Below are 13,657 nucleotides of genomic sequence, written 5' to 3'. Positions count from 1 at the left end.
TATCATTAAAAAAATTGTGCACAAAAAGTGACAGAGATGGTCGATTCTTCAAAACCAAAAGTTAAACCACATTATGCTGGTACACGCCGTAAGAAACCAGTTATTGAACATGAAGCTGTTCCCCATGATTCAGAGGAAAAAATCCACAATTCTGTAGAGTCTCATGCGCGAGAAAAACAGAATATGCAAGGTCAGGATAAAAGTAGCTCTAGTACAACTTGGCTTTTCTTGTCCCTTTCTGGGATTTTGGGGGGATTCGTTGCTTTGGGAATTTTTATAGGGCTTCAATGGGCCGGTTTTTTTTCTTCTCCTTTTGTGGCAAATTCTGCTGGAGGGGTAAAAGCTTTACAGATTGCTGAATCCGCAAAAAGTCAGGGTGAAGACACAAAGGAACAATTGAGGCGGGTCTTTCAAGAAATCAATGCGTTAAAAACGGAGTTTTCTTCTTTTTCATCACAGCAGTTTAAAACAACGAAAAACGATGAACTATCGAAAGAAGAAAGCAAAAAAGCTTTTGCGATTTTAGAGGAAAAAGTAAAAGCTCTTGAAGAAACTGTACAAACTTTTGTTAGAGAGTCGAAAGAGATAGAGACGGCTTTGTCTGTTGGGCAGAGCAATGCAAATGATCTTGCTGCGTTAAAACAACAGTTAAAAGCTATACAGGAAGAAACTGCTGTTAAAAATAGTGAGAAAAGAGAAATAGATACCGCACTCTTTACAGCAATTAGTTCATTAAAAAATGCTATAGAGCGTGGTGGATCTTATAATAATGAATTAAAGCTGTTACAGCAATTATCGCCTTCAATTGATGGACTTGATGTGTTGCAAAAAACAGCTACTGTGGGTCTTCCAAGTTCAGCACAACTTTCTGTTGATTTTTCTCATGTTGCCGATGCAATTGTTGGTACGCAAAATATTGTTGCGTCAGATGCTGGTTTTTTTGACCGAATTTTAGCGTGGATAAAAGGGCTTATTGTTTCGCGACCGATTGGCAATGTTGAAGGGACGACGCTGGGGGCTATTGCGGCACGCATGGAAGTTGCTATTCAAGCTGGTGATTACGAAAAGGCTTTGAGCGAATGGCAATCATTGCCACAAAGTGCAAAAGATGTTTCAATGGATTTTGTTAAGCAGCTTGAAAGACATATTGCTATTCAACAGTTGTTGCAGCAATTGTTATTGTCTGTGCAACAAGGATCTTTTAAGGCAACAAAGATGTAAATAGGCCCAAGATGATACGTGTTTTTATTTATACTTTTGTTGTTTGTATCCTCGGTTTAGCTTTCGCGTGGGTTGCTAATCACAATGGTATTTTTGTTCTTACATTTTTGCATTTCAGATTTTCTGCTTCATTGCTTACAGTGTTAAGTGTGCTTATTTTGCTTTTTGTAACGCTGGTGCTTTTATGGTGGTTATTGTCTTTCTTTTTTTCCTTACCGAGTGCTCTTTCCAATTATTTGTATAAACGCCATCAAAAGCGCGGTTATGAAGCTCTTTCAAAGGGGATTCTTGCAACTTTTGCTGGTGATAGTATGGTTGCGCAAAAAATGGAAGCACAGGTTGCTAAATATCTTGTAGGAAAACAAGAGCCATTGGTAAAACTCTTACAAGCGCAAACCTTATCTTTACAAAATAATTCTGTTCGCGCCATCGGTCTTTATGAGGAGATGAGAAAGGAAGATCCGACAAAATTGGTTGGACTTTATGGTTTGTTTCGTGAAGCGATGAAGAGTAAAGCTTATGAGGCAGCACAACAATATGCCGAAGAGGCGCTGACTTTATCGCCAGCACTTTTATGGGCGCATCAGGCGGTGCTTGATCGGTTAAGTACTGAGGGTAAATGGGATAAGGCACTTACTATTTTTGAAAGAGCGCAAAAAGCTCTCCCGCGTTCGGTTCGCTCGACTCCAGAGCGGCAGCATATACAGGTTTTACTATTAAGTGGGCAGGCACTTTCTTTGTTTGATACACATCCTGTACAAGCACGTGAAGCCATTTTGAAAGCCCATAAATTGGCGCCTGATTTTGTTCCAATTATAGTTATTGCTGCTGATATTCTTTATAAGTTAAATGAAACGCGTAAAGCGGATAAAATGATTATAGCGGCTTGGCAAAAGGATCCTCATCCTGATTTGGCGTTCCTTTATCTCGAAAGAGAAGAAGGAGCCATTGGGCGATTGAAAAGGGCTAAGACGCTTGCTTCTTATAATAAAGATGCATTTGAATCGGCTTTCCTTATTGCTAAAGCAGCTTTAGATGCTGGTGAAACAGCATTAGCGAGAGAGCAGGCAAAAAAAGCATTACAGTATCATCCACGGGAAAGTGTTTATTTATTGTTGGCAGATATTGAAGAGGCACAGGGAAACAATCAAGGTGCTGTGCGTCAATGGCTTTCTTTAGCACTTCGTGCTGAACGTGATCCAGTATGGATGTGTGATGGGTCAATTTTTTCTTCTTGGTCAGCGGTTTCTCCAATCAGTGGACGTTTGGGCGGTTTTGAATGGAAGGCGCCTCCCTGTATGCCTTCTCTCACATTAGAGGCGGACAATATTGTGCCGAAAAAGCAAGACAAAGAGTATGTTACGGGAAAAAGTGATGGTGTTGAAGATAAGAAGCTTGAAAAATTAACACCTATAGACGATTCTCTTTTGCATAATGTGCAGGTGGAGAAACAAGATATAAAAGAACAAGATGTAAAAATGTTCAGTCAAACTCACTTAAATGTTGATGATCCAGGGGTGAAAACAGAAGAAGAAACATCTTTATCGAGGAAAAAATTTCGTTTATTTTAAATTGAGTCAATATGATATATGAGTGTTTTCTCAGAAGAAACAATGAACCTAGAAGAAAAAAACATCGTTAATCTTGTCCAATAAAATTATTCTCTTATGCTTTAAAAATGAAGTTTTGCTTAGTTGCAGAGGTGATTGATTAAAAAATGTTTTTAAATCAGAGATGTCTTGATAAAAAACAAAAAAATAAGAAACCAAGGATTGCTGTTGTTATTCATCGGCAGTCTACCTATACTGGTCGTTTAGGAAAATTTTTACAACAAAATGGTTTTGTTCTTGATATTTATCGTCCTATTTTTGGACAAAAACTCCCTGATACATTAGAGCATTATGCCGGTGTTGTTATTTTAGGGGGGCCGATGAGTGTGAATGACAGCGAAGCCTATATTGGTGAGGAAATTGATTGGATTTCGTTATCACTAAAGGAAAATAAGCCTTTTTTGGGTATTTGTCTTGGAGCACAAATGTTAGCGCGAAATCTAGGGGGGCGCGTTGGTACAAGAAGTGATGGGACTGTTGAAGTCGGCTGGTATCCACTAGAAGCAACCCCTCAAGGGAAGGAATTGATGAATTGGCCAGAAATGGTCTATCATTTTCATGATGAAGGTATTTATGATTTACCGAAAGAGGCAATGCTTTTGGCAACAGGGCATACATATCCTACACAAGCTTTTCGTTATGGAAACAATGCATGGGGTTTGCAATTTCATGCTGAGTTTACACGTGCTATGATGCGGCGGTTAGTCGTGCGTTCGGCACATAAATTGACTGAAAAAGGTGCTCAACCTGCTTGTGCACATTTGAAAGGTCGTTTAATTTATGATAAAGCTTTAAGCCAATGGTTTGAAGGTGCATTACGACAGATTTTTTGTGTACCGACCGCATTTGTGTGAGTGTTAGAAACACTATTCATTATCGTTCTTGTTGTGCTGTAAAACAGTATCGTTTAAGGCAGAGATAGAAAACTCATGTAAAACTTTACACATGAGGTATTTTTTGTTAGAAAGTGTAATGGATTTTCTTAAAAAGATCTTGGTGGGTGGACTTATGAGATACTGTACTTTAGAACGATGTATAGGAACTCCTTGAAGTGATCAGTAGATAAAATCCGGTCTATTAAAAAGTTGGATTGTTTATAAACTGACCGTGGTTAAGAATCTTTGTCCTTTTTAGGGTGGGGAGGAAGTTAAGAGATAAAGAAAGTTTTAATGTTGTCTAAATCCTTTCAAATATCGTCATCACAAAAGAGATTTTCTTTGAGCTATTTAATTTGTGGGCTAGTTTGTCTTGCTCTGATATTTATTTATAGCGCGCTCTGGTTTTTTTTTCACGTAAAATAGAAAACCAAGTTTCTGGTATATTTGCAAAAGCATCTTCCTATAATATGGCGGCGGTATGTGAGAATGTGCGCAAGGATGGTTATCCTTTACGTATCGGTGTTGTTTGCGATAATTTTCAATTTTCTTGGCCTTTACATGGGGTTTCTGTATCGACGGGGCGTTTGACAGCTGGTGCACCAATTTATGCACCTCATTTGGTCGAGTTTAATGTTCATTCTCCTGCATCAATTGTTTTTTCCGGACAAACTTCCATAGTATCGCATTGGCGCAATTTGGTTATTGAAACAGAACCTTATTGGAAAACGGGTAAAACATTGAAGTTTATAGCTGAAGGGCTTGAAATTTCACCTCTTTCCTCTTCCCTTGAAGATCAAAAGCCTCAAGAAGCATTAGGAGCACAAACAACAGATAAAAAAACGACACAAGAAAATGTAAAAGATCAGGCATCTTTGCAAAATACGCATGACGTGATTACTCAGCCGTTAGAGACAAAAGATACGCCTCAAAAAATAACGGCAGAATTTTTGCGCTTTGATTTGAAACATGAAAAGAATGATTTATTGGGAAATATAACTTTTGACGGTTTTGATGTTTCTCTAGTTTTTACATCTTCTTTTGTTGATGTCCCAAAAATTGATGGCAACTTGAAAGTGATTTTAAATGACATCTCTTTTTTGTCTGAAGATGAAGGAAAAAATTGGCAACAGCGACTGTATGGAAAAAGTGGGCTTTTAAAGCAAGGTGAATTGACTTTTCATACAGGTGGTGGGTTACGTATTAGTGGACCTTTTTCTTTTGATGAAGAAGGATATTTGACAGCAGAATTCGAACTTGTCCATATTCAGCCCATGAAGCTTCTTAACACTTTGCAGCGCTTATTTCCCGCGCAGGACAATAATCTTCAAGCGTTATTTTTTATTTTGGGTGCACTGCCTAAAAATGCCGATGGCGCTCCCGTTCTTCCCTTGCTCATTAACAATGGGTGGGTAAAATTAGGTTTTTTAAAACTTGGTCGTCTCGCTCCACTTTAGGTTTTGTACCCAAGCCTTTTTTCATTTTTACCACCAAATTTCGATTTTTTCTGATTTTCACACTTTTTTGCAATTTTAGAGTGTCAAAATCTATTTTAACAAAATGCGTATTTAATGGTAAAAAATAGCTGTAAAAATAAAAAATTACCACTTACTCCTAACTAATCCCACCTCTTTTCACTTAGTACAAAATCTTATGTCAAACTACATATAGCAACAGTGTTTGTGTGGAAAAAGTGGCATTTTAAAGTATGCTGAATTGCCTTTTTATACAGGTAGTGTGGTGCCGTGTTAGGAACCTTTTTTCTTTATGTATGGAATTTTGAGCATATTGCATATGTCTGTTTAGAGTGACCTTTGAAATAGGTAAACAGCCTAGTTGGATGAGAATATGAAGTTGTAAAGAGGAGAATGGACGTCCGTTTTTACTGTCATTTTTTATTCGATTTTACGCATTTCAAAAGCAGTTACAGTCATATCTTTTAAATAATGGATTGTATATCCTTTTGTTTCTGATGTTTTTTAATGAAGCCATATGTCTTCCACGTAAAACAGAATATATTTGTATTGCATATTTACGCATTTGTTAAAAAAATATTTCTCAGTATTTTTTATTTCACGATGTTGCCTATGAATGGTATAATGATAAAGTCATTAAGCACCACCATCTTTTCGCTTATGGAGTAAGAAGCTTAGAGGGGGCATCATCATATTTATATTTACCCACTCCTAATATTTTTACAGCTTTTGGCATTTGAGGCGGTTTATGAGGGGCATTTAGTTCTTTCTTTAATGTTTTTTACCTATAGGTTTTCCCATTTGCAATATGCAAGGGGAAATGCGTTTAATTGATTGAATATAAACAGATTTGAAATGAGACAAACTTAGAATATCAGATTCTCCTTCAACATAAAAATTTGAATTTATTTTTTATTTTAAGTACTTTGTCTAAAAATGCGGAATAGCGCTTCCGTTCTTCCCTTACTGATTAGTCATGAATGGATAGAACGGGAGATTGAATGGGTCGTTTTGTATTTGCTTTAGGTTTTAAAGCCAGTATTTTGTAGTTGAGAAATCAATCCTGTTGCAAAAGTAAAACGAGAAATATTGAGGTCATTTTCAATAAGGGCACTAATGTGGTTTGTAATTTTGTGAATATGATCTTCTTCTGTTTTTTTCCAAGTGTCAAAAGGATCTTTTTTCTTTCCATAATTTTTGAGGATTTTCATAACGATTTGCCGTAAGCTTTCAGAAACATTTTCTTTGGCTTGGCTTAAAGCCATACTATCATAATAATCTACTACAGGAATTATACGACTTGCTTCGTTAATGCGGTTTATACGAATGATTTGCGCAAGTGAAAAATAGATCTCTGCGGTTTTAATAAGATCACGGTTGCTTTTTTTTGCAATTAAAGAAATATCACAAATTGTTGAAGCAGCTTCCAAGAGAGCTAATTGTTTCGCTAATGCTTTTGGTGCTCCCTCTTCGCTGTAGTGTAATGCTTTTTCTTCAATCTTTTTCTTAATATCGTTGTCGTGAGAATGCATAAGCTCTTTTTCAATAACGCTACGGGCTTGCTTTATTGTTTTTACAATTTCTTCTAATGGACGTGAGAGATCTATGTTGTGTAAACCCCAATTGGTTGTTTCAAAGAGCATTGAAGTCATTGCTGCGTATAATTTGTTTTGGACAAGGCCGGGTATTTTATTATCAAGCTTATCAATTTGCTCAGACAATTGAGGAATTTCAAAACCATCGCGAATGGCAATGAAAACGCGAATAATATTTTCAGCTTTTTGTTCTGTTGCATCGTGTAGTCTATTAACAAAAGTGGGGCCTCCACGATTTACAATATCGTTGGCAATCAGCGTTGCTATAATATTGCGACGCAATTGATGGTTAATGACTTCCTTCTTAAAATTTTCTTGAATTTGGGTTGGAAAATAGTTCAGTAAGGTTGTATTGAAATAGTGATCATCAACAATGGGGCTATTAGCAATTTCTTCTTTTAAGGTTAATTTAGCATATGCAAAAATAACGGCGAGTTCTGGACGGAGAAGACCTTTGCCTTGGGTTGTTCTTTGTCGTAAAATTTGCTCATCAGGGAGTATTTCAACTCTACGATCTAGAAGCTTTTTTTGTTCCAAATCGTGCATAAAGCGTATTTGATAGGGTAAATCAGTAGTGCTTTGGTTTTCCGCCAAAGAAAGAGCAAGGGGTTGTAGATAATTATTGCGCAAGACAAGTTGTTCGACTTGAGGGGTCATTTTTTTCAAGAGCTTATTGCGTTCTTCGCGGGTTAACGTTTTGGCGCGTAGTGCTGATGCAAGAACAATTTTGAGATTAACCTCAATATCAGAACAATTTACACCAGCAGAATTGTCAATGGCATCCGTATTGCATCGACCACCATTTAAGACATATTCAATCCGTCCACGTTGTGTAACACCAAGATTAGCCCCTTCGCCAATAATTTTTGCACGCACTTGCTCTCCGGTAATGCGTATTGCATCATTTGCACGATCACCTACTTGGGCATCATTTTCTGTTGCTGCGCGGATATAAGTACCAATGCCGCCGAACCATAAAAGATCAACAGGGGCTTTGAGAAGAGCAGAGATAATTTCAAAAGGTGTTCCTGTTTGTTTTTCAAAACCAATGGCTTGTGCTGCTTCAGGTGAGAGAGTAATGTTTTTTTCTTTTCGTGAGAAGATACCGCCGCCCTTTGATAATTTGCTTTGATCGTAATCTTGCCAGCTGGAGCGAGGAAGTTTAAAAAGGCGCATACGCTCTGCATAGCTTTCGTCTATGCTTGGATCTGGATCAATAAAGATATCGCGGTGATCAAAAGCAGCAATCAATTTTGTTTGTTTGGAAAGCAGCATCCCATTACCAAAGACATCGCCAGACATGTCTCCAACACCGACACAGGTGAAGGGCGTTGTTTGAATATCCTGATCAAATGTTTCTCTAAAATGTCTTTTGACAGCTTCCCATGCACCTTTGGCTGTAATACCAATGGCTTTGTGGTCGTAACCTGCTGAGCCTCCAGAGGCAAAAGCATCATCGAGCCAAAAGTGATTTGCTTGGCTGATGGCGTTGGCTGTATCAGAAAAAGTTGCTGTTCCTTTGTCTGCTGCGACAACAAAATAGGGGTCTGGGTCATCATGACAAATGACATTGGGGGGAGAACTTATTTTGCCGTTAATCAGATTGTCTGTGATGGAGAGCAAAGCTGTGATAAAGTCTGTATAAGCTTGTCGTGCTGCTTCTACGATGAGAGCACGGTCATTTGTTTGGGGAAGCCGATGGGGATAGAAACCCCCTTTTGCACCTGCAGGAACGATAACCGCATTTTTAACTTGTTGGGCTTTGACTAAGCTGAGAACTTCGGTGCGATAATCTAATGCACGGTCAGACCAACGAATACCGCCACGAGCGATAGGTCCAAAACGCAAATGCACCCCTTCAACTTCCGGTCCATAAACAAAAATTTCTCGGTAAGGGCGTGGTTCAGGCAACCCCTCAATTTGGCGCGGATTTAATTTAGTGGCTAAAATACGCCGTGGACTTCCATCGTCAAGAGGCGTAAAGGCATTCGTTCGTAAACTCGCATCGATAAGGTTGCAATAACGGCGTAAGATGAGATCATCATCTAAACCAGACACTTTCTGTAATTTTTCTCCAATACGCTTTTGAATAATCTGTTGGTTTTTTTTCCGTTCTTTTTCTGTATGGCTTTGGTGAAATTTTAAATGAAATAAAGCATAAAGATCTTGGGTAATGTCAGGATAAGCATTTAAAGTTTGGGCAACGCGATCTTGCGAATAAGGAATACCAGCTTGCTGGAGATAGCGCCCATAATGGCGCAAAATAACAATTTCATACCAATCAAGTTCAGCTGTTTGGGTGAGCGCATTAAAGGCGTCATTATCAGCATTTTGTGCCCAAATGGCCTCAAAGGTTTCGGCGTGTTTTTGACCGTTTTTTTCAAAATTGATACAGAGCTGGAAAGTGCTTTCCAGCTGCATATCATGAAGATACACAGAGTGCCCATAGCCATCTGGTAATTCAAGGGTTTGTTCGGCAATAACGCGAAACCCCATGTTTTCAAGGAGTGGTACACGTTTGGAAAGGGCAAGAGCTTCATGGCGGTGAAAAAGCCGAAGAGAAATGGTACGTTTTTCTTTGTTTTGTGCGTGATAAAAGTGCACGAAAAGCGGCTTCTCATCATGAAGATTTAAAATATGTCCGGCATCGTTAATAGCGTCTTCAGCTGAAAATAAATCACGATAGCTGTTGGGAAATTCGCTGGCTAAACGTGTTTGTTGCTCTGTTGTTTTCTGGGCAAGAGCGATGGCTTGAACGCTGTCTTCCCAACTTCGTGCAATCGAACGTACATGTTGTTCAAGTGTGGAGCGCTCGTGAAGGGGAACAGTTTCGTTTCCTTTGCGATGGATGATATAATAGACACGTATAAGGGTGCTTTCCAAAAATAGCGGATAAGATTCAAAAAAGTCGCCTTTATAGAGCTCAACAAAATGTTCGCCAACTTTTTCACGCAGGCTGCTGCTATATTGGTCACGCGGTACGTAGACAAGGATAGAAACAAAGCGCCCAAAAGAATCAGTGTGGGCAAGAACCCGTAAACGTGGGCGCTCATCTAATTGTAGAATAAGTTTAGTGTTTTCTGTCAATGTATCAACATCAGAGCGAAACATTTCATCTCTTGGATAGGTTTCTAAAGCACTGATGAGTGCTTTTCCTGAATAATCCGCGTGATTGTGTCCAAGACGTTGAATAATAGTTTGGGCTTTTTCTTTTAAGAAAGGAATTTGCAAAATAGAACGTGTATAAGCTGAGGAGGTAAAAAGCCCTACAATGCGTAATTCTCCACAGAGTTGTTTTTCTTTATCAAAGATTTTAAGACCAATATAATCGAGCCAGACAGAACGGTGAATTTTGGAGCGGCTGTTAGCTTTTGTCACGATAAACAGATTATCGCTTTCCATGAAGGATAAAACTTCTTGAGGAGGTTCTTTCATACTTTCATCGTCAACAATATGAATAGAAGCATCCGTGAGTATACCAAGTTCAATATTACTTGCTGTAAAGGATTTTAGGGGTTTTTGGTCTTTGATGAAGTTGTAGGTGCGCATACCAAGGAAAATGAAATTATCGTCCATTAGCCAGTGAAGAAATTCAATAGCTTTTTCGCCTTCTTGTTTGTAGTGCGGGGGAAGATTTATTTGGTAGGCATGAATATGCTTTTTAACTTCTTCAAGCATAGGCTTCCAGTCTTGTACAGCAGCATTAACCTGTTCAAGAACTAAGGTGAGTTCATTTTCAAGTTTTTGTATTTGCTGTTTGTTTAATGACTCGATGTGAATTTGCATCAGACTGATGCGTTTTCCAGAAGCACAATCAAGAATAGGGTGCGCAATCAAATAGATATGGTTTTTGTGTTGATTGAAAACATTTAAAATAGAATCGAGAAGAAAGGGTTTGTTATCATTGACAAGCGTGATAGCGGTTATAGGCTTGTTATTACGGGTCAAATTTTGTTCAAAGTAGATAGTATTTTTTCCCGTCTGATGGAGATTAAAAGCTTTTACTGCGACGGCTGCGGCTTTTTGAAGTTCTTTATTTTCGTAATAAACAATATCTTCTTCATCGGTTTGAGCAAAAAGGATTTGTTCTATTTTATCTTGGGTGTTTTTTGTCTCTGTTTTTTTTGGTTGCAACACATCCACTCTCCCTTTTTGCTCTTAGGGGCCTTCTCTTTTTTAAAGCAGACCATCATATTTTTGTATACTGTAACACCTTCTTCCTGAAGAAAACAGCTCTTTATTTGGAAAGAAAGAGTTTGTTTTTGCTATTTTTTAGTAATAGTTTGTACTTTAAAGAAATATTTTGCGTCAGAGAAAGGGCATTTTTAGTATTTTTATATGTTAATAGTTTGTTTTTTTAAATATACAAAATGTAAAGTAAAAAAAGAAGCAGAAGTAAAGAGAGAATGGCGCGTTTACCAGCAAGACTTTTAAGTGGTTACCAAAATTTTATAAACAATCATTTTTTATATAAAATAGCACATTATCAGCAATTGGCGATTGAAGGGCAGAAACCGGAAGTTTTGGTCATTGCTTGTTGTGATTCGCGTGCAGTGCCAGAAATGATTTTTGATGCTAAGCCAGGGGAAATTTTCACCTTGCGCAACGTGGCAAATGTGGTTCCTCCTTTTTCTCCTGATGACCAATACCACGCAACATCAGCAGCTCTTGAATATGCTGTGCAATTGCTCGAGGTGAAACATATTGTCGTTTTTGGTCATGCCCATTGTGGAGGCATTCGTACTGCTCTTAAGGAGACATGTAAATCTTTATCATCAAATGATTTTATTGGTCAATGGATAAGTCTTTTAGCACCAGCAGCAGAAATCGTTTTGAATAATAAGTCGCTGTCTTGGCCAGAAAAACAGACGGCATTAGAGCAGCTTTCTATTCGCCATTCGTTGAGAAATTTAGAGACGTTTCCGTGGATAAAGCTTCGCAAAGATCAAGGTTTTTTGACATTGCACGGGGTTTGGTTTGATATCTCTAGCGGGAAATTATGGAGTATGGAACAGGAAACAGGTTGTTTTATGCGGGTTGAAGTTGAAAGTTTTGAAGTATAGTGTTTGCTGTTTTTATTTCTTCGTATAAAAAGACATTTTATGATAAAACTTGACAAAGCTGGGGTTTTATTGTTTGAAGGAGCAAGCTTTCAGTGACAAAATTAACTTGGAGCCACCGACTGAGACCCCAGTTTAAGGGTATAAAGAGATCTCAGAGGTCAACATCCGATGGCGCGATGCGTTCTCGGATGCTATTTTGGTTTGTTTGTTATGCAACAATGAGGTAAATGATGTTTGAATCCTTGCAAGAGCGACTTGGTTCTATCCTGTCTCATTTGACGGGACGTGGCGCTTTATCGGATCAGGATGTTGCAGAGGCGCTGCGTGAAATTCGTCGCGCTTTATTGGAAGCTGATGTTGCTCTTGATGTTGTACGCTCTTTTACCGATAGGGTTCGGGAAAAAGCTGTTGGGGCCGAAATCGTTAAATCAATTAAACCAGGCCAGATGGTGGTTAAAATTGTTCATGATGAATTGGTTCATATTCTTGGAAATGAAAGCGTTCTGAGTGATTTAAATGCACCAGCTCCAGTTGTTATCATGATGATTGGTTTGCAAGGTTCCGGAAAAACAACCACAACAGCAAAGCTTGCTAAACGGTTCACTGATAAGCACAATAAAAAAGTTCTTATGGCGTCGTTAGATACACGTCGTCCCGCTGCACAGGAGCAGTTGCGCCAATTGGGAGAACAGGCGAAACTTGCAAGCTTGCCTATTATTGCGGGACAGCTTCCTGTTGGTATTGCATCACGTGCCGTGCAGGCTGCTAAATTGGGTGGTTATGACGTGCTTCTTCTTGACACAGCAGGACGTAATCATATTGACGAAGCTTTGATGCTCGAATTGACTGAAATTAAAGCCTGTTCCCTTCCTCATGAAATTATGTTGGTGGCTGATAGTTTGACAGGGCAGGATGCCGTTCATCTTGCTCGTTCTTTTGATGAGCGTGTAGGGATTACAGGGATTATTTTAACACGTATGGATAGTGATGGGCGTGGTGGTGCTGCTCTTTCTATGCGTGCGGTTACAGGTAAACCAATTAAAGCAATTGGAACTGGTGAAAAAATAGATGCTTTAGAAGAGTTTCATCCCAGCCGTATTGCTGATCGTATTCTCGGAATGGGGGATATTGTTTCTTTGGTTGAAAAAGCTGCTGAAACAATGGATCATGAGAAAGCTGCTGCTTTTGCAAAAAAAATGCAAGCTGGAAAATTTGATCTGAATGATCTTGCAGAACAGTTGCAGAAAATGAAAAAATTGGGTGGAATGGGCGGTATTATGGGCATGTTGCCAGGAATGGGGAAGGTCAAAGAGCAGATTGCGGCTGCGGGGCTTGATGATCGTTTGTTTGATCGTCAATTGGCCATTATTTCATCTATGACACCGCAAGAGCGGGCGAATCCAGAGCTTTTAAAACATAGCCGCAAACAACGAATTGCTAAGGGATCTGGTACAACGGCAGCTGATATTAATAAACTTTTGAAAATGTATCGCCAAATGGCTGATATGATGAAAGCTATGGGTGGTAAAGGAAAAAGTGGTTTGATGGGAAAAATGTTGGGAGGACTTGGTTCCAAAATGGGTTTTGGTGGTGTGGGAAATTTGGGGGGGAATTCTCCAGCTATGCCTGATTTGTCGGGATTGGATCCAAAGCAATTCTCAACACTTCAAAAGCAAATTGAAAATGGTAATGGAGGGAAGCTATTGCCCGGACTTCCTAAGCGTGGACCTACATTTCCTAGTTTTTCCAATGGCATGGCCGATAGGGGAAAATTTCCTCAGCATCCTAAGAAAAAATAAGATGTAAAGAGGGAAAGGA

7 protein-coding genes are annotated in these 13,657 nt (G+C 38.9%); 6 read left to right on the top strand and 1 reads right to left on the bottom strand.

What is annotated here, in order from left to right; genetic code table 11:
• The first annotated feature begins 36 nt into the window (after positions 1-36).
• From ACFINF_RS00195 to ACFINF_RS00180, 4 genes are all read left to right on the top strand, one after another.
• Positions 37-1,221 (top strand): COG4223 family protein, encoded by a 1,185-nt coding sequence (locus ACFINF_RS00195; protein ID WP_375619138.1) that lies wholly within the window; start codon positions 37-39, stop codon positions 1,219-1,221.
• A gap of 11 nt (positions 1,222-1,232) precedes the next feature.
• Positions 1,233-2,792, top strand: a complete 1,560-nt coding sequence (locus tag ACFINF_RS00190) for a heme biosynthesis protein HemY (protein WP_375619137.1) — start codon at positions 1,233-1,235, stop codon at positions 2,790-2,792.
• Positions 2,793-2,938: 146 nt separating this feature from the next.
• Positions 2,939-3,685, top strand: coding sequence for a glutamine amidotransferase (locus ACFINF_RS00185; protein WP_375619136.1), 747 nt, complete (start codon positions 2,939-2,941; stop codon positions 3,683-3,685).
• A 422-nt stretch (positions 3,686-4,107) separates the two neighbouring features.
• Positions 4,108-5,163, top strand: coding sequence for a DUF2125 domain-containing protein (locus ACFINF_RS00180; RefSeq protein WP_375619300.1), 1,056 nt, complete (start codon positions 4,108-4,110; stop codon positions 5,161-5,163).
• A gap of 1,040 nt (positions 5,164-6,203) precedes the next feature.
• Here the strand turns inward: ACFINF_RS00180 and ACFINF_RS00175 are convergent.
• Positions 6,204-10,913 carry an NAD-glutamate dehydrogenase gene (locus ACFINF_RS00175; RefSeq protein ID WP_375619135.1) on the bottom strand — a complete coding sequence of 1,570 codons (4,710 nt, stop codon included), beginning with the start codon at positions 10,911-10,913 and terminating at the stop codon, positions 6,204-6,206.
• Between the two features lie 269 nt (positions 10,914-11,182).
• On the opposite strand from ACFINF_RS00175, the gene ACFINF_RS00170 reads away from it, so the two are divergent.
• Positions 11,183-11,839 carry a carbonic anhydrase gene (locus tag ACFINF_RS00170; RefSeq protein ID WP_208439374.1) on the top strand — a complete coding sequence of 219 codons (657 nt, stop codon included), beginning with the start codon at positions 11,183-11,185 and terminating at the stop codon, positions 11,837-11,839.
• Positions 11,840-12,069: 230 nt separating this feature from the next.
• Positions 12,070-13,638, top strand: coding sequence for a signal recognition particle protein (gene ffh, locus ACFINF_RS00165; RefSeq protein WP_375619299.1), 1,569 nt, complete (start codon positions 12,070-12,072; stop codon positions 13,636-13,638).
• The last annotated feature ends 19 nt before the right edge of the window (positions 13,639-13,657 follow it).

Origin of the sequence: Bartonella sp. TS25HLJMH, assembly GCF_042193505.1 — a bacterium.
GTDB lineage: Bacteria > Pseudomonadota > Alphaproteobacteria > Rhizobiales > Rhizobiaceae > Bartonella > Bartonella grahamii.
This window is presented reverse-complemented; position numbering and strand designations above follow the sequence as displayed.